The sequence below is a fragment of the Oceanimonas marisflavi genome (assembly GCF_003049725.1).
Taxonomy (GTDB): Bacteria; Pseudomonadota; Gammaproteobacteria; order Enterobacterales; family Aeromonadaceae; genus Oceanimonas; species Oceanimonas marisflavi.
In genome coordinates this window covers 86,198-107,568 of the sequence record NZ_QAGM01000001.1, presented here as the reverse complement: position 1 = coordinate 107,568, position 21,371 = coordinate 86,198, and the positions used below count along the sequence as shown (strand labels likewise).

The 21,371-nt window shown below is 59.0% G+C and carries 17 protein-coding genes; 13 read left to right on the top strand and 4 right to left on the bottom strand.

The window, feature by feature from the left end:
* Nucleotides 1–77: 77 nt before the first annotated feature.
* Complete coding sequence (locus tag DA373_RS00475; protein WP_107850402.1) at nt 78–1,217, top strand: BCCT family transporter; 1,140 nt, start codon at nt 78–80, stop codon at nt 1,215–1,217.
* Between the two features lie 472 nt (nt 1,218–1,689).
* Entirely contained in the window at nt 1,690–2,139 is a 450-nt protein-coding gene (locus DA373_RS00470; protein WP_107850401.1) for an REP-associated tyrosine transposase, read from the top strand.
* Nucleotides 2,140–2,338: 199 nt separating this feature from the next.
* On the opposite strand, the gene DA373_RS00465 is transcribed toward DA373_RS00470, so the two are convergent.
* Entirely contained in the window at nt 2,339–3,445 is a 1,107-nt protein-coding gene (locus DA373_RS00465; RefSeq protein ID WP_107850400.1) for a hybrid-cluster NAD(P)-dependent oxidoreductase, read from the bottom strand.
* Between the two features lie 281 nt (nt 3,446–3,726).
* Here DA373_RS00465 and DA373_RS00460 point away from each other — a divergent pair, with 281 nt between their 5' ends.
* Nucleotides 3,727–5,001: an aromatic ring-hydroxylating oxygenase subunit alpha gene (locus DA373_RS00460; protein ID WP_107850399.1), complete on the top strand. Its 1,275-nt coding sequence runs from the start codon at nt 3,727–3,729 to the stop codon at nt 4,999–5,001.
* Between the two features lie 174 nt (nt 5,002–5,175).
* On the opposite strand, the gene DA373_RS00455 is transcribed toward DA373_RS00460, so the two are convergent.
* The 3 genes from DA373_RS00455 to DA373_RS00445 form a co-directional block, all read right to left on the bottom strand.
* Nucleotides 5,176–5,403, bottom strand: coding sequence for a hypothetical protein (locus DA373_RS00455; protein WP_107850398.1), 228 nt, complete (start codon nt 5,401–5,403; stop codon nt 5,176–5,178).
* 171 nt (nt 5,404–5,574) lie between these two features.
* Nucleotides 5,575–7,521: an acetoacetate--CoA ligase gene (locus tag DA373_RS00450; RefSeq protein WP_107850397.1), complete on the bottom strand. Its 1,947-nt coding sequence runs from the start codon at nt 7,519–7,521 to the stop codon at nt 5,575–5,577.
* A 101-nt stretch (nt 7,522–7,622) separates the two neighbouring features.
* Nucleotides 7,623–8,105, bottom strand: coding sequence for a thioesterase family protein (locus DA373_RS00445; protein ID WP_107850396.1), 483 nt, complete (start codon nt 8,103–8,105; stop codon nt 7,623–7,625).
* A 186-nt stretch (nt 8,106–8,291) separates the two neighbouring features.
* On the opposite strand from DA373_RS00445, the gene DA373_RS00440 reads away from it, so the two are divergent.
* The 10 genes from DA373_RS00440 (at nt 8,292) to dgcA (ending at nt 21,346) form a co-directional block, all read left to right on the top strand.
* Nucleotides 8,292–9,248 carry a GlxA family transcriptional regulator gene (locus DA373_RS00440; protein ID WP_107850395.1) on the top strand — a complete coding sequence of 319 codons (957 nt, stop codon included), beginning with the start codon at nt 8,292–8,294 and terminating at the stop codon, nt 9,246–9,248.
* A 280-nt stretch (nt 9,249–9,528) separates the two neighbouring features.
* Nucleotides 9,529–10,347 (top strand): alpha/beta hydrolase fold domain-containing protein, encoded by an 819-nt coding sequence (locus DA373_RS00435; protein WP_107850394.1) that lies wholly within the window; start codon nt 9,529–9,531, stop codon nt 10,345–10,347.
* 128 nt (nt 10,348–10,475) lie between these two features.
* Entirely contained in the window at nt 10,476–11,867 is a 1,392-nt protein-coding gene (locus DA373_RS00430; protein ID WP_107850393.1) for a BCCT family transporter, read from the top strand.
* A gap of 155 nt (nt 11,868–12,022) precedes the next feature.
* Nucleotides 12,023–12,913 (top strand): BKACE family enzyme, encoded by an 891-nt coding sequence (locus DA373_RS00425; RefSeq protein WP_107850392.1) that lies wholly within the window; start codon nt 12,023–12,025, stop codon nt 12,911–12,913.
* A gap of 38 nt (nt 12,914–12,951) precedes the next feature.
* On the top strand, nt 12,952–13,917 hold the full coding sequence (locus tag DA373_RS00420) for a 3-hydroxyacyl-CoA dehydrogenase NAD-binding domain-containing protein (RefSeq protein ID WP_107850391.1): 966 nt from the start codon (nt 12,952–12,954) through the stop codon (nt 13,915–13,917).
* Nucleotides 13,918–14,292: 375 nt separating this feature from the next.
* Nucleotides 14,293–15,891 carry a BCCT family transporter gene (locus DA373_RS00415; RefSeq protein WP_332871056.1) on the top strand — a complete coding sequence of 533 codons (1,599 nt, stop codon included), beginning with the start codon at nt 14,293–14,295 and terminating at the stop codon, nt 15,889–15,891.
* 403 nt (nt 15,892–16,294) lie between these two features.
* Entirely contained in the window at nt 16,295–17,347 is a 1,053-nt protein-coding gene (gene gbdR / locus DA373_RS00410; RefSeq protein ID WP_107850390.1) for a choline metabolism transcriptional regulator GbdR, read from the top strand.
* A gap of 317 nt (nt 17,348–17,664) precedes the next feature.
* Nucleotides 17,665–18,645, top strand: a complete 981-nt coding sequence (locus tag DA373_RS00405) for a dipeptidase (protein WP_107850389.1) — start codon at nt 17,665–17,667, stop codon at nt 18,643–18,645.
* A gap of 32 nt (nt 18,646–18,677) precedes the next feature.
* The gene (locus tag DA373_RS00400) at nt 18,678–19,208 is read left to right on the top strand and encodes a 4-vinyl reductase (RefSeq protein WP_107850388.1); all 531 of its coding nucleotides are present in this window, start codon (nt 18,678–18,680) and stop codon (nt 19,206–19,208) included.
* 74 nt (nt 19,209–19,282) lie between these two features.
* Entirely contained in the window at nt 19,283–21,346 is a 2,064-nt protein-coding gene (dgcA, locus tag DA373_RS00395) for a dimethylglycine demethylation protein DgcA (protein ID WP_107850387.1), read from the top strand.
* The last annotated feature ends 25 nt before the right edge of the window (nt 21,347–21,371 follow it).

Here is a 21,371-nt window from a genome sequence, read left to right as displayed (position 1 = left end):
AGCAAGTAACACACGGATGATCACAGTGCCGTTGGGCACGAACCGATTGATGGAGTCAACAAAAGAGGAACTTTGCCATGGATATGGTGTTGTCTGTTGCCATTGTGCTGACGCTGACCGCGTCGGTGTGGATATTGCTGCGTTACGGCCGGGTGCGCTGCAAGGGGGAAATGCCCACCTCCCTGTTTACCTTTATTGCCATTCTGTTTACCTCTGGGCTGGACGTGGGCCTGGTGATGTTTCCGCTCACCGAATTTCCCGTTTATGCCAGCGAGGCGGAATACGGCTTTGCCAATCCCCTGGCCATCGAGTTTGGCTTCTGGGGCTTTCTGGTATGGGGTTTTTACTTCTTCACCACCTTCTATTTTGTGCTGATCGAGCCCAGGGTCAGGCTGTTCGAAATCCCGCTGATCAAGTTTATCAATAACCTGGTGATTATCGGCACCTGTGCCTTTACCGGTTACCTGTTCCTGAGTTACCTGCCCGGTTATATCGAGGGTATTCCGCCGGCCATGGTCTACGGGCTGGTGGCACTGGTGGTGCTGGCTGCGGTCTGGTCCAGCTCCGACGTGCGTTATGTGAAGCTGCTGAGCGTGGCGTCAACCTGGCTGTTTATCGCGCTTATCCTTGCCATGTGGCTGAACACGGGGGCAGGGGTACAGGGGCTGGGCAGCACGGTGGCCGGCATTGGTGAGTACTTCACCCATATTCACCGGTTTGTGACGCCCATTACCGACTATCACGCCTTTTATCTGTTCTGGTGGTTTTCCTGGAGCATCATGATCGGCCAGTTTGTGGCCCGCTTTGCCGGTGGCCTGCCGGCCTGGCAACTGTGCATCGCCATGCTGGTGGTGCCCTCCATTCCCATTGCCATCTGGTTTTCCGTGCTCTATCTGCATTTTGAGCAGAGCCTGGCGATCGGCGGCTTGCTGAACCTGTCGATGGTGGTGGTGGGAGTGATTTTTGTGATCAACTCCCTCGACTCGCTGATCCGCCTCTATACCACCAACCTGGGCATGGAGGCCGAGAAACTGGGGCAGGTGCGCTACGTGGCCCTGAACTGGACACTGATGTTCGGCCTGGTGCTGCTGTTCCAGTTCACCCCGCTCAAGATAGAGTGGGTGGGCCTGGTGGTGATCGGCCTTTATGCCCTGATCGCCCTGCTGCTGTGGCAGCGCCGGGCGCAGTGCCGGGTATCTGCAGCCCCAGCACGGTAAGATGTCCGAAGCAGGGCCTGCGCAGCAGGCCGTTAACACCGGCGTTGCCTGATCAATGCGCCAACTAAAGTGGCGCCTACAGCCCGAGCTGTTTGTGAAACCCGGAGCTGATGTTGTAGCTGCCGCTTTAGCTGGCAGGGCCTGCGCAGCAGGCCGTTAACACCGGCGTTGCTTGATAAACGCGCCAACTAAAGTGGCGCTTACAGCCCGAGCTGTTTGTGACATACGGAGCTGATATTGTAGCTGCCGCTTTAGCTGGCAGGGCCTGCGCAGCAGGCCGTTAACACCGGCGCTGCTTGATAAACGCGCCAACTAAAGTGGCGCCTACAGTCCGAGCTGTTTGTGAAATACGGAGTTTGTGTTGTAGCTGCCGCTTTAGCTGGCAGGGCCTGCGTAGCAGGCCGTTAACACCGGCGTTGCCCGCGCTCCATAAACTACACTGTTTGCCACGACCCTCCACCTCATCATCTCCATGTCCTATCATCATGCCCTGGCAGGCAGGTGCTCCATTGAAGGCCAGATCTATCATATTACGGTTTGCACCCGTCATCGCCGCCGGTTGTTTGATGACTGGCATGCAGGCCGGCTAGTGATCGGCGAGCTGCGGCATCTGCAGGAGCAACAGCAGGCACAGTCGCTGGCATGGGTGCTGATGCCCGAACATCTGCACTGGCTGTTGCAATTGAATGAAGCTGCTTCTCTGGCGGGCCTGATCCATACCTTCAAGGGCCGTTCGGCCAGACGTGTGAACCACCATCTGGGACGAAGCGGTGCCTGCTGGCAAAGGGGATTCCATGATCATGCCATTCGGCAGGAAGAAGACCTGCGGCAGATTGCCAGATACATTATTGCCAACCCGCTCAGGGCGGGGCTGGTTAACCGGGTGGGCGATTACCCGTTATGGGATGCGATATGGATTTGAAAGGGGGCGACGGCAGGGCCCGCGTAGCAGGCCGTTAATACCGGTGTGGGCCGATAAATGCGCCGGCTGAAGTGGCGCCTACAGCCCGAGTGCGTTTTGAATTACGAAGCCTGTGTGTGAAAGCAAAAAAGCCCGAGCCGGACTGCCGGCTCGGGCAAAAAGGGTTGGACCTGTAAGCCCTTGCACCCTCTCCGTGACTTCAGTACTCCACTTCCACATCGCCGCTGGGCACGCTGCAGCAGCTCAGCACGTAACCTTCCTCAATATCTTCATCGGTAATGCCGCCGTTGTGCTCCATGGCCACCGTACCCTTGGTCACCTTCACCTTGCAGGTGCCGCAAATGCCCATGCCGCAGGCCTTGGGAATATGCAGGCCGGCCTGGGCGGCGGCGCTGTGCAGGGTTTCGCCGGGCATAATATCCACCTGCAGATCGCTGTCGAGGAAGGAGATGGTCAGCCGCTCTTCGGTACGCTCCATTTCCTCGGCCAGATCCGAGGCCTCCTGAGCCAGCAGCTCCACGTCTTCGATGACCTCCACCGGCGTGGCGCCAAAGCTTTCCTCATGGTAGCGGTCCATGTCGAAACCGGCCTGTTGCAGCAGATTGCGCACCGCCTTCATATAGGGGGTGGGGCCGCAGCAGAACACTTCCCGCTCCATAAAGTCGGGGGATATCTGGCTGAGCATGGCGCTGTTCAGGAAGCCGCGGTAGCCGCTCCAGGTTTCGCCAATGTCGGTGCGCTCACAAATCAGGCTCAGCTGAATATTGGACAGCCGCGAGTCCATGTGCTGCAGCTCACGGTAGAACACCAGATCCTTGGGAGTGCGGGCGCTGTGCACAAACTGAATATCCACCTCGGCGTTGGTGTCGAACCACCAGCGCATCATCGACATCACCGGAGTAATGCCCACGCCGCCGGAAAGCAGCAGCACTTTTTCGTTGGGAAAGTCGATGCAGTTGAAGTTGCCTACCGGGCCGTGTACCGCCAGGGCGTCGCCTTCCACAAGGTTGTCGTGCAACCAGTTGGACACCACGCCGCCGGGCACCCGCTTGACGGTAATGGAAAAGCTGTAGGGCACCGAGGGGGAGGAGGCGATGGTATAGCTGCGCATCACCGTCTGTTCTTCAATTTCCAGCTCCAGGGTCACAAACTGGCCGGGCTTGAAGAAAAACAGCAGCGGGCTTTCGGCGGTAAAGCAGAAAGTACGCACGTCCCAGGTTTCCTGGATCACACGCACACAGCGCACCGGGTGGCGACCGTTGCTCCAGGTCTGGGTATTAATGGGTGAAATAAAGTCCTGATTCATCGCTGTCCTCCGCTGGGGCGGCGGGCCCCGTTTTGTCCTTGTTGCCGGCATTCTTGATGAGAATGAAGCGGCGCGGTTGCCTGAAAACGACACGGACATATCCGTCAGCCCCGTTTTGTCATCAAAGGGCGTGAAGCAAGGGAAAGCCGCTGGCTTGCGGGTCGTAAAAGCAGATGGGGCGAGTCGTTTTCAGACAACCGGCGGTGACCGGGCAGGATAACAATACGCCCATCGGCGGTATGGTTTTCCGCCCTTTCAACTCACCAAAGGAAGCAATGCAGATGGAGCAGAGCAACACCACTCTTATTGGTACCGCCCCCGGACTGGCGGACACCGTTCAGCTGCTGCAGCAGCGTCGTCCCGGCTACTCCCTTCCCCAGGCCTGTTACAACAGCCAGTCGGTGTTCGAGGCCGACATGGAGCAGATTTTCTGCAAGGAGTGGTTGTATGTGGGGCTGACCTGCGAAATCCCCAAAGTTGGCAACTACATCACGGTGGAGGTGGGTAACAACCCCATTACCGTGGTGCGCAACAAGGAAGGCGTGCAGGCCTTTCACAACGTGTGCCGGCACCGGGGCTCGCGCCTGTGTACCGAGAAAAAAGGCAAGGTGGCCAAGCTGGTCTGCCCCTATCACCAGTGGACCTATGAGCTGGACGGACAGCTGATCTATGCCGGCAACGACATGGGCGAGCAGTTCAATAAAGGCGACTTTCCGCTGAAAAAGGTGCACACCAAAACCGCCGGTGGCTACATCTTTATCTGCCTGGCCGACAACCCGCCCGAGATTGACGAGTTTCTGACGTCACTGGAGCACTATCTGGAGCCTTACGATCTGGAAAACGCCAAGGTGGCGGTACAGTCCGAAATCGTGGAAGACGCCAACTGGAAGCTGGTGATCGAGAACAACCGGGAGTGTTACCACTGCAATGGTTCTCATCCCGAGCTGCTCAATACCCTGCTGGAGTTTGACGACACCACGGATCCCCGCGCGACCGACGCCTTCAAGGCCCACGTGGCGCGCATGGCCGAGCAATGGGACGCCGAGGGCATTCCCCATGAGCATGTGTCGTTCGGATTGCGCAACCGCATGGTGCGCATGCCCCTGGCCGAAGGCAAGGTGGCCATGACCATCGATGGCTCCAATGCCTGTGAGAAGACCCTGGGCCGGGTCAAGAATCGTGAGCTGGGCTCACTGCGCATTCTGCACCTGCCCAACTCCTGGAACCATGGCCAGAGCGATCATCTGATCACCTTTCAGGTGGTGCCGCTGGGGCCACAGAAGACCAAGGTGATCACCAAGTGGGTGGTGCACAAGGACGCGGTGGAAGGCGTCGACTACGACGTGGAAAAACTGCGCCTGGTGTGGGATGCCACCAACGCCCAGGACCGTGCCCTGGCGGAGGAGAACCAGCGTGGCATTAACTCCATGGCTTATGAGCCGGGCCCCTATTCGCCTACCTATGAATTCGGCGTGGTGAACTTTGTGGACTGGTACGCCGACACCTTTGTCGCCAACGCCGGCGGCCAGACCCTGTCCGTTGAGCTGCCGGAGTAAGGCGGCGTTCAAGTCCGGAGGCGGTTGCCTCCGGATTTCGTTTGGTATTTAACAACGAGTTCGTGCTGTAGGCGCCGCTTTAGCTGGCGCGTTTATCAGGCAACGCCGGTGGTACGGCCTGCTGTGCAGGCCCTGCCAGCTAAAGCGGCCGCTACAGACCTTCCTTATACCGGATCATGGGTTCTTCAGGCTGCTCTCCACCAGCGCCAGCACCTCCGGGTGCAGCAGCGCCCGCTGGGCCAGCAGGGTTTCCAGCCGTTCCTGCCACAGAGCCCCTTCCGGGCCTTTCAGCTGATCTTTAAGCAGTGGCTCACAATCCGCCAGCTTCGCCGGCGGGGATATTCCCCAAGCCCGCAGCCGGGCCAGAAAGTCCTGCTGATCGATAAGGTCGGTGATCATCATGGTGATTGCTCCCTGATTTATTCCTGTCGCCACAGCCTATGCTGCCGTTATGCTTCAGGCAACAGAGCACCGACTTCGGTGTCGCTTCCGGAACAATCTCAGTATGCCCGGAACGGAAATAACCGACGCCAGCCTTCGGGCCAGCGCCGGTGGTGATGGTGGCAGGGGTGTTCAGCACCTTAGTTGCGGTAAATCCCGAAACCCTTCCAGTGCCTCCGGGTTCGCCAGGGCTTCCCGGTTTTTAACCGGCTCGCCTTCGACCACGTTGCGAATCGCCAGCTCCACCAGCTTGCCGGTGCGGGTGCGGGGAATATCCGTGACCTGAATGATTTTTCCCGGCACATGGCGGGGGGTGGTGTTGCTGCGGATGGTCTGGCGAATTTTCTGCTCCAGAGCGGCATTAAGGTGGTGGCCGGGTTTGAGCACTACAAACAGGATCACCCGAACGTCGTCCTGCCAGGTCTGGCCAATGGCCACGGCTTCCTGTACCGCCTCAACCTTCTCAACCTGGCGGTAGATCTCAGCGGTGCCGATACGCACGCCGCCCGGATTGAGCACGGCATCGGAGCGGCCGTGGATCACCATGCCACCGCCCGGGGTCAGCTCGGCATAGTCGCCATGGGCCCAGACATTGTCAAAGGTGCCGAAATAGGCATCGTGATATTTCTGGCCATCGCTGTCGTTCCAGAAGCCGACGGGCATGGCCGGAAAGGGGCGGGTACAGACCAGCTCGCCCTTGCCCTCTGCCATCGGTTTGCCGTTGTCCCAGATCTCCACCGCCATGCCCAGTCCTCGGCATTGCAGCTCACCGGCGTGTACCGGCAGCACCGGGCAGCCCAGGGCAAAGCACGACAGAATATCGGTGCCGCCGGAAATCGATGACAGACAGAGATCCTGTTTGATCTCCCGGTAGACATATTCAAAGCTCTCGTGGGTCAGTGCCGAGCCGGTGGACAGCAGGGTTCTCAGGGCATGCAGCCGGTGGCTGGTTCCCGGTCGCATGCCGGCCTTTTCCTGGGCGGCAATATATTTGGCACTGGTACCGAAGACGGTGGCGCCCTCCTGCTCGACAATATCCCAAAGTACCTCGGCCGTGGGGGCAAAGGGAGAGCCATCGAACAGCACCAGGGTGGCGCCGCTGGCCAGGCCACTGAGCAGCCAGTTCCACATCATCCAGCCACAGGTGGTGTAATAGAACAGGGTATCGTCACGCCCGAGATCGGTATGCAGCTGGTGTTCCTTGAGATGCTGCAGCAGAGAGCCGCCCACACCATGGACGATACACTTGGGCGCCCCCGTGGTGCCGGACGAATAAACAATGCACAGCGGGCTGTCAAAGCCAAGCTGGGCAAACTCAAGAGTGGTGGCGGCTGAGTCGATAAAGTCGTCGAGCAGCACGGCCCCCGGCACCGGGCTCAGATCGGGCTCGGCATCAAGGTAGGGCATGACCACCAGCCGCTCGATACTCGGCAACGCCGGCAGTACCTCGGCCAGCCGCTCAAGGGAGTTAAAGGTTTTGCCGTTGTAGAGATAGCCGTCGGTGGTGAAGAGTACCTTGGGGGCGGTCTGACCAAAGCGGTCGAGAATACCCTGATGACCAAAGTCGGGCGAGCAGGCGGTCCAGACGGCGCCCAGGCTGGCGCTGGCCAGCATGGCGACGGCGGTATCAATGACGTTGGGTACAAAGCCGGCGACCCGGTCGCCCGGGACCACGCCGGCGCGTTTCAGACCGGCGGCCAGCTGTGCCACGCGTTGATAGAGTCCGGCATAACTCAGGCTGTCACGCTGCCCGGCCTCGTTACGAAACACCAGAGCGGGGCGATCATCACGGTAACGCAGCAGGTTTTCGGCATAGTTCAGCCGGGCCTCGGGAAACCAGCGGGCGCCGGGCATACGGTCGCCATCAACCAGCACCCGCTCCCCGCGTGTGCTGGCGCGCACATCGGTAAAGTCCCAGAGCAGAGACCAGAACGCCTCCGGGTGTGTTACCGACCACTGATAAAGCGCATCGTAGTTATCGAAATGTGTACCGGCCTGCTTGCCTGCCAGCTGCATAAAGCGATAGAGGTGGCTGCGTTCGACTCGTGCAGCATCCGGTTGCCAGAGTACCTTGTTCATCGTCATCTTTCCCCGTTCTGTCCTTGTGAGTGTGAATCCGAAGCTTCGTCAGTCATGTTCCTGCACGACAGGCTGTAACGAAAAGATCGGTCATGGCTGGCTCAGCCCCGTGGCCGTGTCAGGGCAATGCTGCGGCCGGCCAGCGACGGCCACTCGCTGCTGCTCTGGCGCTGTTGCAGGGTTGCGACCCGGTCTGCGGTATCGGGCAGCATGGGCGCGGCGCGATGGGCCGCCATGTCCATGTGCAGCAGCAGGGTTTCCATCGCCGCCAGCTCCTGGCCGCCGTTGCCGTGGCGCATGGTGAAGAAGACTCTCAGCTTTTTGGCGTCGCTTTCGAGTAGTCGGGCACTTACCTGTATTGGCTCGCCCAGGCTCACTTCCTGCAGATAGTGCACCATGCTCTGCAGCGTATAGATCGACACCTGATGTTCGGCCCGAAAGGTCTCGTCCAAACCGATCTGCACCATAAATTCATCGATGGCCTGGCTGAATACCAGCACATAGCAGGCATCGTTCATATGGCCGTTGTAATCGATCCATTCGGGTTGAACCGTGCCGTTAAATACCTTGAGTTCTGTGGTCATGATGGGTCTCTTGTTCATTGGGGCCAGTGTATTGTCGGGATCATACTATCCCTGCATTACTGAAAAATTTGCCTGTATCCGCCGAACTTTGGCCTTGTGTATTCACATCGGTCGAAGGCATGTGTTATTGCTGGGACTTTGCTGACATCAGAACCTCTCTCGACCGCTCAAGGATTACGTGCCCCCATGTTTGGAAACCGCCCTCTTCGCTACCCTCAGCACATTGGCTTTTTGCTGGTTCCCGGCTTTTCGCTGTTCGGCCTGACCGCCATGCTGGATCCTTTACGTCATGCCAATCACAGCAGTGGCCGGGAGCTGTATCGCTGGCAACTGATTTCGGAGCAGGGAGGAGCGGTACGCAGCAGCGATGAACTGGATATCATGAGCGATATTGCCATTCGTGACTTTCCCGGCTGCGATACGCTGATTATCTGCTCCGGCTACGAGCCCCACGCGCGCATTACCCCCGCCTTGTTGGGGTTTATTCGACAGCTGGCCAGTCACGGCACCGATATCGGCTGTCAGGATACCGGTGCCTATATTGCCGCCGCCGCCGGTATTCTGGATGGCTACCGTGCCACCCTGCACTGGGAAAACCTGCAGAGCACCGCCGAGGCGTTTCCCCGGGTCAACTTCGTACAGGAACTGCTGGTGGTGGATCGGGGCCGGTTTTCGTGTCCCGGGGCACTGTCGGGGCTTGATATGATGCTGTATCTGATTGATACCCAACATGGCAACGGACTGGCGACGATGGTGGCAGACGAGCTTATTTATACTCACCAGCGTGCCCACAGCGATCCTCAGCGCATTTCACTGCAACAGCGCCTGGACAGCCGCAATCCCCGTTTGCTGGAAGCGGTAAAGTTGATGGAGCGCAATCTGGAAGAGCCGTTGCGCATCAGTGAAATCGCGGCTCAGTTGCGGCTGTCGGGGCGGGAGCTGGAGCGCCTGTTCCGTCATTACCTGCAACAGACACCCAGCACCTATTACCGCAACCTGCGTCTGGATCAGGCGCGCTGGATGCTGCAGCAGACCAGCCAGAGCGTGACCGATATCTCCATCGCCTGCGGTTTTGTCTCGTTGTCCCATTTCACCCGCAGCTATCAGCAGCGCTTTAACAAAAGTCCCAGCCGGGAACGTTGAGCGAGTGTGGTGAGTGCCGCCCGGCACCGCCATGAATCGCCGGCGGCAGCCCCTTCTTTGGCCTGTTGTCGCAAACAGATATCCCATATCCATTTGCGACAATCTGTCGTTTTGTTCGTTTTAAGGCAATAAAGACGCGGATAAAGGCAAAGGTGGTATTTTCAGGCAGGTACCTTAGTGATTCATTGACGGGGTGACAGCGTCCCGGCGCTTTCAGGTAGCGATGCGATGAACTCTGCACATGGTCATATGCCTGCCATTGAGTACAGAAGAGGTGAGTATGGATATTGCTGATTTTGAGCTGCGTTTTCAGCAGGGGCTGAATGCCATGAACGGTATGCCGCTGGCGGCAGCGCGCCGTTATTATGACGAGCTATGTGCGTCCTTCGCCCCCCCCAGGCCTGCTGATATGGATGTATGTGATGCCCGCATCGGGAATGTGCCGGTACGTTGTTACCGCCCTGCCTATATGCGCCCGGGCCAGATCCTCTATGTACATGGTGGCGGCTTCAGTCTGGGGTCACTGGACAGTCATCAGGGGGTTGCCGAGGGGTTGGCCCAGGCGCTGGAAAGAGAAGTTGTCAGTCTGGATTACAGCCTGATGCCGGAAGCCCGCTATGCCAGCGCCATGGATGATTGCCGCAGGGTGTGTGAAGCCCTGGCTCCCGTTGCCATGGTGGGCGACAGTGCTGGTGCCCGTCTGATCCTCGACGTTGTGGATGGCGTCGAACAGGTTCCTGTTCTGGGGCTGATATACCCACTGGTGGGTGTTCCTGCATGGTCAACACTCGGGCCCGACGCGCCCTTGCTCAGCCGTGAAGATGTTCTGTCTGCCTGGCCTCTGATCGAGCAAGACGCTCCTTCAGGTGATGGTCTTCGTCCTCCGGCTGAGCGTGTAGAGGTACTGGCGGTGGAACGGGATCCTCTGACGGCACCCCTGGAACAGGCCGTTACCGCCTGGCGACAGGGTGGGGCCAGTGTAGGTTATCACCTGGCTGCCAACATGCTGCACGGCTGCCTGCATGCCCGTGAGTTGCTGCCTGACATGGCCGTGGCCTGGCAGGGCTTTTGTGACGCGCTGAACAGGCGATTGCGCTGACCCCTTACGGTTTTTCAAGGCTTATTACCCATCTCAGGCCTCTTGCGGGCTCGACAAGGAGACCCCTCAACGACGAACGGTATTAACCAGGTTCACATGAGTGACCACAACCACAAGGAAAGATGCTTATGAAGCGGAACTTCAGCACCACCGTCGCCACCGTGGTGACGATTATTGTTCTTATCGGCTTTGCTGCACTGGCCCCCGAGCCCTTTCAGGCGCTGCTCAATACCATCAAACTTAACGTCATTGGCAACCTTGGCTTTATTTTTACCTATCCCGCCTTTGTCATTTCGGTCGCCTTCGTGCTGCTGATGCTGACCCCGTTGGGCAACCTGCGCTTTGGCAAAGGAGCCCCGGAATTTTCGACCTTGTCCTGGCTGGGCATGCTGTTTGCCACCGGCATGGGCATCGGCCTGGTCACCTGGGGAGTACTGGAGCCGCGTTATCATGTCGAAGCGGGCAACAGCACCGATCAGGCACTGCTCTATGCCTTTAATCACTGGGGATTGCTGGCCTGGGCCGGATACCTTGCCATTGGTGCGCTCTTTGCGCATGCCATGTATAACCTGAATATTGCCAAGCCCGCCGAAACCCTGCTGGGCGGTGGTTTTCTCAGCAAAGTGAACCTGGTGAGCCTGGTAGTGTCGACGGTCATTGGCCTGTCGCTGACCTTTTCCTATGCGGCCGAGCCGCTGCAGCAGAGTCTGGCCCAGTTTCTGGGCGTCGATGTCAGCGCCACGCTGATTATTATTGTGCTGACCGGCTTTGCCATTGCATCCAGTGCTTCCGGCCTGAACCGGGGCATTAAGTGGCTGAGCAACTACAATACCCTGTTTGCCCTGGTATTGCTGTTCAGCGTGTTCCTGCTGACCAGCCCGGGAGAGATACTCTCCACCTTTACCCGCCTGCTGCCCGATTACCTGTGGAATTACCCGGCCATGGCCACCGAAACCGGCCAGGGGGATCCCGAGCGCAAGGCCTGGCTGGCAGACTGGCTCTACGCCTTTGAAGCATCCTGGTATGGCTGGTTTATTTTCACCGGGGTGTTTATTGCCCGCATCTCGAAGGGACGTACGCTGCGTCAGCTGGTGATGGGTGTAATGCTGATGCCGAGCCTGCTGTCCTGCCTCTGGTTCACCGTGTTCGGTCTGGGCGGGCTTGAAATGGAGGCTCAGGATGTGTTTGCCCTGATGGCCAGCCTCGATCAATACGGTGTGCTCTCGTTCATTCTGACCCTCAATATTCTGCTGTTCTTTGTGACCAGCTCCGATTCTGCCGGGCTGGTCTGCGAAATGCTCACGGTAGAGCGTTCCCGTGCCTTCTGGATTGTGGCCATGGCGTCTCTGGCCATCGTGATCAACTGGCTGGATGGCGACATCTTCAAGGTCATTCTCACCCTTATCTCGGTGGCGGCCATTCCGGTGGCCTTTGGTCTCTTCACCGTGGGCGTGGCCTTTCTGTTGCGCCTTCGGCAGGAGCATATGAGCCGGCAGCCGGCGGAGACGCTCGCCCGGTAGGCCATCGAGGTTTTGCGCATTTGAGCAAGATGAATGCGAATAAAGGCAAAAGTTGAGTTTTCAGACGAGTAATTTAGTCATCCACCGAGGGCGTAATGAAGACCACATCTTCTGCGCGCCCATTTAACGGTATTCCAACAGGAGCGAGCAACAGCATGAATCAGGACGTAATTATTACCTGCGCCGTTACCGGCGCTGCCGATACCGCCAACCGCAGCCCCCATGTACCGGTCACCCCGAAAGAGATTGCCGATGCCGCCATCGAGGCCTGGAACGCCGGCGCCGCCATCGCCCATATTCACGTACGCGATCCGGAAACCCGGCAGAGTTCCCGGCGCCTGGATCTGTATGCCGAAGTCTGCGAACGCCTGCGTGCCGCTGACTGCGACGTCATCATCAATCTGACCGCTGGCATGGGCGGCGATCTCTATATCGGCCCGGAGGAAGATCCCACGGCTTTCTGCCCCGAAACCGACCTGGTCGGTGGCCTCGAGCGGCTGGTGCATATCGAGGAGCTGAAACCCGAAATCTGTACCCTGGATTGCGGCTCGGTCAACTTCGGTGACAGCAATCTGGTGTATATCTCGACCCCGGACATGTTGCGCAAGGCGGCGGCCCGCATTCAGCAGCTGGACGTGACTGTTGAGCTGGAAATCTTCGATACCGGCAACCTCTGGTTTGCGCTGCAGATGATGAAAGAAGGGCTGATCGACGATAACGCCATGTTCCAGATCTGTCAGGGCATTCCCTGGGGCGCGCCACCGGAGCTGAGCCTGCTCAAGGGCATGGTGGACATGCTGCCGGCCAACAGCAACTGGACCGCCTTTGCACTGGGCCGCAATCAGCTGCCCTGGGCGGCGCAGTCTGCCCTGCTTGGCGGCCATATCCGCGTCGGACTGGAAGACAACCTGTATCTGAGCAAGGGCCAGTTTGCCACCAACGGCCAGCTGGTGGAGCGCGCCGTTAATATCGTCGAGAGCATGGGCTCCCGGGTACTCAGCCCGGCCGAGGCCCGTCAGAAGCTGCGTCTGCGTGGCACCCAGTAACGTTCGGCGGCAAGCAACCTTATTTTGGAGCAAAGATAATGAATCGACCCTTACCCACTGAAGTTACCCGGGCCGGTGTGCTTGGTACCGGTGTGATCGGCGGTGCCTGGGCGCTGCACTTTCTGAGAATGGGCATGGACGTGGTCGCCTATGACCCGGGCCCCAATGCCCGCGAAAAGCTGCTGGCAATGGTGGACCATATCTGGCCCACCATGGAGAAGCTGGGCCTGCGCGAAGGCGCGAGCCCTGAGCGGCTGCACTTTGCCGATAGCCTGGAAGAGCTGGTTAACCGTGTTGAGGTAATCCAGGAAAGCACGCCGGAAAATCTCGATGCCAAGCGCGCCCTGTTTGCCGAGCTCGATCGGCTGGCGCCGCCCGAAGTGGTGATTATTTCCAGCACCTCCGGGTTTGCCATGACCGACATGGCCGTCGATGTGCAAAACGCAGATCGCTTTGTTGTTGGCCATCCGTTCAACCCGCCCTATCTGGTGCCTTTCTGTGAAGTTTGCGGCGGCAAGCGCACCAGTCAGGAAGTGGTGGACTGGACCGCTGACTTCTACGAAGCCATCGAGAAGCAGGTGGCCAAGATGGACAGGGAGCTGCCGGGCTTTATCGGCAACCGTCTGCAGGAGGCCCTGTGGCGTGAGGCACTGCATATGGTGGCCAACAAGGAATGCTCGGTGGAGGATATCGACAAGGCCATCGCCTACGGCCCGGGTCTGCGCTGGGCCATTATGGGGCACTGCCTGACCTACCACCTGGGTGGCGGTCAGGGCGGCATGGCGCACCTGCTGGACCATTTCGAGGAATCGCTGAAGGAGCCCTGGACCCGGCTGGAGGCCCCCGAACTGACCTCCCAGCTCAAGGAAGACATGGTGGCCGGCTGTCTGAGCCAGGCCAATGGCGCCTCGATTAATGAACTGATCCAGGAGCGTGACGACTGTCTGATCCGCATTATGCAGACGCTGAAGGAATACCGGGAAGAGCACGGTATTCGTCGGTAAAACACCCACATAGGGGCGGGTAATGGCCCCTTTTCAGTAGCCCGGGTTATCTCGGGCTACCTTGCTCCATTTTGCCAGCCGCTATTAATGGCTGCAGCATTCAGCATCTGCTCAAACTCTCCTCAATCAAGACAAATTTGCGACATGCTGTCGCAATCAAAACAGAATATGACGTTCGAGGCGGAACTGGTTAACAGGGTGTCGCATTGGAGAAGTTTCAACCAGCCGTTAGCTGTTGAGATAGGGAACGGTATTGCACCGGTGGGCGCCCTGAGCGCCCGGTCATCAACCGCAGTCGCGACCGGAGCCGTGCTTGAGCCGAGCCCGGCCCCGGCCGCGACTGACCCACTATCTATCCGACGGAGATCTCTTGCTATGGTTGGCAAAGATGGACTTTTTAAAGGAATGAACCCGGCGGCGACGATCAGTTCCATGATTATCGTTACCCTGTTTGTACTGGGAGGCGCCTTGTATCCCGAGGGGGCCGCTACCCTGTTTGAAGGCATCTCGGGTTACCTCATCAACAACTTCAAATGGTATTACATTGCCATTCTGACCTTGATGCTGGCGTTCTGTGTGGTACTGGCTTTCAGCCGTTTTGGCACCTTACGCCTGGGAGACGATGACTCCCGCCCGGAATACAGCCTGTTTTCCTGGTTTGCCATGCTGTTCAGTGCCGGCATGGGCATCGGCCTGGTGTTCTGGGCCATTGCCGAGCCCATCTATCACTTTCAGAGCAATCCCTTTATTACCGAGGGGCTGACGCCGGAAGCGGCCGAAGTGGCCATGCGTATCACCTTTTTTCACTGGGGCCTGCATCCCTGGGCCATTTATGTGGTGGTGGGTCTGTCGCTGGCTTACTTTTCCTACCGCAAAGGCTTGCCCCTGACCATCCGCTCTGCGCTTTACCCGCTGATTGGCAAGCGCATCTACGGCTGGATGGGGCATTCCGCCGATACCCTGGCGGTATTCGGCACCATCTTCGGGGTGGCGACGTCTCTCGGTTTCGGGGTTTCCCAGATCAATACCGGCCTGAATCACCTGTTTGGCATGGAAGTCAGCACCAGCAACCAGCTGATCCTGATCGCGGTGATCTCGCTGATTGCCACCCTGTCGGTGCTGTCCGGCCTGGGCCGGGGTGTAAAATGGCTGTCGGTGGCCAACATGTGGTTGAGCGCCGCCATCCTGTTGTTCCTGCTGGTTTACGGCCCCACTCGCTATCTGTTGCTGAGTTATGTGCAGGGTCTCGGTGACTACCTGACCCATGTGGTGGGCCTGAGCACCTGGACCGATGCCACCAAAGACAGCCAGTGGCAGTCCTGGTGGACGGTATTCTACTGGGCCTGGTGGATGTCCTGGTCGCCCTTTGTCGGCATGTTTATCGCCCGGATCTCCAAAGGCCGTACCATCCGCGAGTTTATCTGTGGCGTGCTGCTGGTGCCGACCCTGCTGGGCCTGCTCTGGCTCACCCTGTTTGGCGGCTCGGCCCTGTATCTGGAGCTGACCCATACGGTCACCAATGCGGCCGGAGAAGCGGTCGCGGCCGTGGGGCAGGCGGGTATTGTGACTGCGGTGGCTGAAGACGTCACCTCATCGCTGTATACGACCCTGTCTCTGCTGGATGGCGGTGTGATGGGGACACTGGCTTCCGTGCTGGCCACCGTGCTGGTGGCGCTCTACTTTATCACTTCGGCCGACTCCGGCACCCTGGTGGTGACCACCATACTGTCGCTGGGCAATGAACATCCGCCTCGCAGTCAGCGGGTATTGTGGAGCATGGCGGTAGCGGCGGTGGCGGCCATCCTGATGCTGGCCGGCGGCCTCAAGGCCGTGCAGACTGCGGCCATTATCGCCGCCTTTCCCTTCTCGTTCGTTATTCTGGTGATGATGTGGGGCCTGTACCGGGCGCTGCATCAGGAAGTCCCCGTCGGGGCGCCGGTAACGGTAGACCCCCAGGTTCCGCCGGTGTCGTGAGTCAGGGGAGAGCAGCGCTTTCACTACGGGTTATTTTCAACTGAAATAAAAGCAAAAAACCGCCGTTAACCGGCGGTTTTTTTATATTTATATGTATTTAAAGGGAAATTTTTCACTTCCTTAACTTTCTGTCATAACCATTTGTAGCCAAAAGATATTTTAGAGAGTGATGCCCGGGTTTGCGGGGGCCTTCTATATGAGTAAAAGGTTAATTATGTGCGCCTTCATGCAAACTGTGACTGAGCCCCTAAAATCAGAAGGGATATGGCTGGTCAAAGGTTAAGTTTATGTTATATGTTTTGTTAATGAGTGCATTTGTTATGTAAATGCCACTTTATTGAATGTCGCAATCATATATGCAGGGATCCCGAATGCGACCGCACAGGGACCAGGAGCAAGAGCAATGAGCCAGCCACAACGCGTCGGTTTTCTGTTGGTAGACAACTTCACCATGATTTCCCTGGCATCGGCCATTGAGCCGCTGCGCATGGCCAACCAGCTGTCGGGAAAGAACCTGTATGAGTGGGTGATGCTGACCGAAACCGGTCAGCCGGTGCGGGCCAGTGACGGCATGCTGGTGACGCCTGATCATGCCATTCACGACTGTGGCCACCTCGACATGATGCTGCTGTGCGGCGGGGTGGGGGTGGCCAATGCCCGCAGCCGCCAGTTGCGAGCCTGGCTGCAGCAGTTGTCCCATCGCAAGGTCAAGCTGGGCGCCGTGTGCACCGGCAGCTACCTGCTGGCCGATGCCGGTGTGCTCGAGGGTTACCGCTGTACCATTCACTGGGAATACATGGCCGCCTTCAAGGAGGCTTTTCCCCGTTTTGAAACCAGTAATGCCCTGTATTGCATCGATCGGGACCGGCTGACCAGCAGCGGCGGTACGGCCCCCATGGACATGATCATGCACCTGATCGAAAAGGAGCATTCCAGCGCCCTCAGCACCGCCATTTGCGACATGTTCCTGTGCGAGCGCATTCGTGATGGCCAGGAAGAGCAGAAAGTCTTGCTGCGCCACCTGGTTGGGCCGGCCCAGCCCAAGCTGGCGGAGGTGGTGGCACTGATGGAAGCCAACCTGGAAGAGCCCATTACCCTGGACGAGCTGGCGCACTATGTGGGGCTGTCGCGCCGTCAGGTAGAGCGGCTGTTTCAGCGTCATGTGAAGTGCTCGCCGTCCCGTTACTATCTCAACCTGCGGCTGAAGCGGGCCCGCCAGCTGCTGCGCCAGACCTCGATGGCGATCATCGATATCGCCACCGCCTGCGGTTTTGTGTCCATGCCCCATTTCAGCAAGTGCTACCGCGAATGTTTTGGCGTTCCTCCCCGGGACGATCGCTGCAGCCGCCCCATGCCCAGGGCGGCAGAAGCGGTTCCGGTGATGCCCAAAACGGACTTCAGCGCCCGGCTCGAGACGGCACGCAGTGAGCCCACCTTTGCGTCTGTGATCCTGTAACTGCTCTGACACTTTATAAGCAACAAGCCCCGCAGTGCGGGGCTTGTTGCTTTTTGACTCTTTTTGTAGCTGCCGCTTTAGCCGGCAGGGCCTGTACAACAGGCCTTGAAGAGATCTTTGTCTGTGAGTCTGCGCCAACTGAAGTGGCGCCTACAGTAAGTAGCAGCCTGCTGGTAAGTCACAAGGTATGACAGGTGACGCTTTTAACTATGCCTCTGTCGTTTTCAGCCACAGCGCGCCCATAAGCGCGGGATAGACTGCCCCTGAATCCGGTGAACCAGGTGTCACCGCTAACCGAATGCAGGGAAGGGCAGGCTATGCACAACGCAGCAGAAGTACACAATCAGGCCATCGTGATCGACGGCCTCATTATCGCCAACTGGGGGCGCGAACTGTTTGAAGACATGCGCCGGGGCGGGCTCACCGCCGCCAACTGCACCGTGTCGGTGTGGGAGGGGTTTCAGGCCACGGTGAATAACATCGCCGAGTTCAATCGCTTTTATCAGGAGCACGGCGATCTGATCCGTCCGGTGCGCACCACCGCCGACATTCTGTCCGCCAAGGAAGAAGGCCGCACCGGCATTATTCTCGGTTTCCAGAACGCCCATGCCTTTGAAGATCAGCTCGGTTACGTGGAAATCTTCAAGCAGCTGGGTGTGGGCATCGTACAGATGGCCTACAACACCCAGAACCTGGTGGGCACCGGCTGCTATGAGCGCGACGGCGGTCTGTCCGGTTTTGGCCGCGAGGTGGTGGCCGAAATGAACCGGGTCGGCATCATGTGCGATCTGTCCCATGTGGGCGCCAAAACCTCGGAAGAGGTGATCCTCGAGTCCAAAAAGCCGGTGTGCTATTCCCACTGCCTGCCCGCCGGCCTGAAGGACCATCCGCGCAACAAGTCGGACGCCGAGCTGCGTTTCATCGCCGAGCATGGCGGCTTTGTGGGTGTGACCATGTTTGCCCCCTTCCTGAAGAAAGGCATTGAGTCCACCGTCGACGACTACGTCGAAGCCATTGGCTATGTGCTGGATCTGGTGGGTGAAGACGCCATCGGCATCGGCACCGACTTTACCCAGGGGCACGATCAGAACTTTTTCGAGTGGCTCACTCACGACAAGGGCTATGCCCGCCGCCTGACCCGCTTTGGCGAAATCATCAACCCCGAAGGCATTCGCACCATAGGTGAATTCCCCAACCTCACCGAGGCCCTGCTGCGCAACGGTTACTCCCCGCGTCTGGTGGAGAAGATCATGGGCGGCAACTGGGTTCGTGTGCTCAAGGACGTCTGGGGCGAATAAGCAGAATTTAAGGAAGCAAGGGAGAAACAACCATGTCAGTACATGAACCCGAAATGCCGATTGAAGTGGACGCCAGCACCGGCGTGTGGACCACAGACGCCCTGCCCATGCTCTATGTGCCGCGTCACTTCTTTGTGAACAACCACATGGCCATCGAGGAAGAGCTGGGCCCGGAGCGCTATGCAGAGATCCTGTACAAGGCCGGCTACAAGTCGGCCTGGCACTGGTGTGAAAAAGAGGCCGAGTGCCATGGCATCAGCGGCGACGCCGTGTTTGAGCACTACATGAAGCGTCTGTCCCAGCGTGGCTGGGGCCTGTTCACTATCGAGCAGCTGGACATTGCCGCCGGCACCGCCCGGGTTCGCCTGGATCACTCCGCCTTTGTGTATCAGTACGGCAAGGTGGATCGCATGGTGGATTACATGTTCACCGGCTGGTTTGCCGGCGCCATGGATCAGATCGCCCGAAGCCTGGGCTACCCGGTGCGCACCCAGGCCCGCCAGACCCAGAGCGGCGCCCAGACCGGTTGCGATTACGGCCTGTTTGAAGTGAGCCCGCTGTAAGGCGCGTTCCCGGCGAGTATTCATTTTCGGCGGGCCGGGAGCACGGCCCGCAGCATGTACAAGAGGATTCCAGGATGGGACAGTTCGACGCCTTGTTTCAACCCATGAACATCAACAAGCTCACCATTCGCAACCGGATTGTGAGCACGGCCCATGCCGAGGTACATGCCACCGACGGTGGCATGACCACGGATCGCTACGTGAAATACTACGAGGAAAAGGCCAAGGGCGGCCTGGGCCTGGCCATTTGCGGCGGCTCCAGCGTGGTGTCGATTGACAGTCCCCAGCAGTGGTGGAGCTCGGTCAACCTGAGCACCGACCGCATTATTCCCTATTTCCAGAATCTGTCCGAGGCCATGCACAAGCACGGCGCCAGGATCATGATTCAAATCACCCACATGGGCCGGCGTTCCCGCTGGGACGGCTATAACTGGAGCACCCTGGTATCGCCGTCGGGCATTCGCGAGCCGGTGCACCGCGCCACCTGTAAAACCATTGAGCCGGAAGACATTCAGCGCATTATCGGTGATTTCGCCCAGGCCGCGCGCCGCGCCAAGGAAGGAGGCCTGGACGGGGTGGAAGTGTCTGCCGTGCACCAGCACCTGATCGATCAGTTCTGGAGCCCGCGGGTCAACAAGCGCACCGACGAATGGGGCGGCAGCTTTGAAAACCGCATGCGCTTTGGCCTGGAAGTGCTCAAGGCCATTCGCGCCGAGGTGGGCCCCGACTTCGCCGTGGGCATGCGCATCTGTGGCGACGAGTTCCACCCCGACGGCCTCAGCCATGAAGACATGAAGCAGATCGCCAAATACTACAACGACACCGGCATGGTGGACTTCTTTGGCGTGATCGGCTCCGGCTGCGACACCCACAACACCCTGGCCAACGTCATTCCCAACATGAGCTACCCGCCCGAGCCCTTCCTGCACCTGGCGGCGGGCATCAAGGAAGTGGTTTCCGTGCCGGTGATCCACGCCCAGAACATCAAGGACCCGAACCAGGCACAGCGTATTCTGGAAGGCGGCTATGTCGACTTTGTGGGCATGACCCGGGCGCACATTGCCGACCCGCATCTGATCACCAAAATCAAGCTGGGTCAGGTGGATCAAATCAAGCAGTGTGTGGGCGCCAACTACTGTATCGACCGCCAGTATCAGGGCCTGGACGTGCTCTGCATTCAGAACGCGGCCACTTCGCGGGAATACATGGGCATGCCCCATATCATCGAAAAAACCGACGGCCCGGTGCGCAAGGTGGTGGTGGTGGGTGGCGGCCCCGGTGGCATGGAGGCGGCCCGGGTGGCGGCCGAGCGCGGCCACCAGGTGGTGCTGTTTGAAAAGGCCCCCGAGCTGGGCGGCCAGATCACCCTGGCGGCGAAGGCGCCCCAGCGCGATCAGATTGCCGGCATTACCCGCTGGTATGCCCTGGAGCTTAATCGCCTCAAGGTGGATCTGCGCCTGGGCACCGCCGCCGATCTGCCCGCCATTATGGGTGAGCAGCCCGACGTGGTGATCCTGGCGGTGGGTGGCACTCCCTTCCTGGAGCAGGTGCCCGAGTGGGGCGCGGAAGAAGGCCTGGTGGTGAGCACCTGGGACATTCTCTCCGGCCGAGTGGAGCCGGGCAAGAACGTGCTGGTGTACGACACCATTTGCGAGTTCTCCGGCATGTCGGCGGCGGACTACCTGGCCTCCAAGGGCAGCCTGGTGGAGCTGGTGACCGACGACATCAAGCCCGGCGCGGCCATTGGCGGTACCACCTTCCCCACCTATTACCGCTCGCTCTATGAGCGCGAGGTGATCATGACCTCCGATCTGGCCCTGCACAAGGTCTACAAGGAGGGCGATAAGCTGGTGGCGGTGCTGGAAAACGAGTACACCGGCCAGCAGGAAGAGCGGGTGGTGGATCAGGTTGTGGTGGAGAACGGCCTGCGTCCGGACGAGCGGCTCTATTACGAGCTGAAGGGCGATGCGGTCAACAAGGGCCAGATCGATCTGGAAGCCCTGTACGACGCCAAGCCCCAGCCGTCCCTGGCCGAGCACGGCAAGGGCTATCTGCTCTATCGTCTGGGTGACTGCGTTTCCCAGCGCAACACTCACGCCGCCATCTACGACGCCCTGCGTCTGTGTAAAGACTTCTGAGCCAGCAGGGCCGGGAACCCCCGGC

Excerpts from the sequence above, each read along its gene's own strand:
- DA373_RS00465 (WP_107850400.1), bottom strand. The coding sequence starts at position 3,445 with ATGAATCAGGACTTTATTTCACCCATTAATACCCAGACCTGGAGCAAC.
- DA373_RS00400 (WP_107850388.1), top strand. The coding sequence starts at position 18,678 with ATGTCAGTACATGAACCCGAAATGCCGATTGAAGTGGACGCCAGCACC.
- DA373_RS00440 (WP_107850395.1), top strand. The coding sequence starts at position 8,292 with ATGTTTGGAAACCGCCCTCTTCGCTACCCTCAGCACATTGGCTTTTTG.
- DA373_RS00425 (WP_107850392.1), top strand. The coding sequence starts at position 12,023 with ATGAATCAGGACGTAATTATTACCTGCGCCGTTACCGGCGCTGCCGAT.
- DA373_RS00455 (WP_107850398.1), bottom strand. The coding sequence starts at position 5,403 with ATGATGATCACCGACCTTATCGATCAGCAGGACTTTCTGGCCCGGCTG.
- DA373_RS00405 (WP_107850389.1), top strand. The coding sequence starts at position 17,665 with ATGCACAACGCAGCAGAAGTACACAATCAGGCCATCGTGATCGACGGC.
- DA373_RS00475 (WP_107850402.1), top strand. The coding sequence starts at position 78 with ATGGATATGGTGTTGTCTGTTGCCATTGTGCTGACGCTGACCGCGTCG.
- DA373_RS00445 (WP_107850396.1), bottom strand. The coding sequence starts at position 8,105 with ATGACCACAGAACTCAAGGTATTTAACGGCACGGTTCAACCCGAATGG.
- DA373_RS00435 (WP_107850394.1), top strand. The coding sequence starts at position 9,529 with ATGGATATTGCTGATTTTGAGCTGCGTTTTCAGCAGGGGCTGAATGCC.
- DA373_RS00460 (WP_107850399.1), top strand. The coding sequence starts at position 3,727 with ATGGAGCAGAGCAACACCACTCTTATTGGTACCGCCCCCGGACTGGCG.
- DA373_RS00470 (WP_107850401.1), top strand. The coding sequence starts at position 1,690 with ATGTCCTATCATCATGCCCTGGCAGGCAGGTGCTCCATTGAAGGCCAG.
- gbdR (WP_107850390.1), top strand. The coding sequence starts at position 16,295 with ATGAGCCAGCCACAACGCGTCGGTTTTCTGTTGGTAGACAACTTCACC.
- DA373_RS00420 (WP_107850391.1), top strand. The coding sequence starts at position 12,952 with ATGAATCGACCCTTACCCACTGAAGTTACCCGGGCCGGTGTGCTTGGT.
- DA373_RS00415 (WP_332871056.1), top strand. The coding sequence starts at position 14,293 with ATGGTTGGCAAAGATGGACTTTTTAAAGGAATGAACCCGGCGGCGACG.
- dgcA (WP_107850387.1), top strand. The coding sequence starts at position 19,283 with ATGGGACAGTTCGACGCCTTGTTTCAACCCATGAACATCAACAAGCTC.
- DA373_RS00430 (WP_107850393.1), top strand. The coding sequence starts at position 10,476 with ATGAAGCGGAACTTCAGCACCACCGTCGCCACCGTGGTGACGATTATT.
- DA373_RS00450 (WP_107850397.1), bottom strand. The coding sequence starts at position 7,521 with ATGAACAAGGTACTCTGGCAACCGGATGCTGCACGAGTCGAACGCAGC.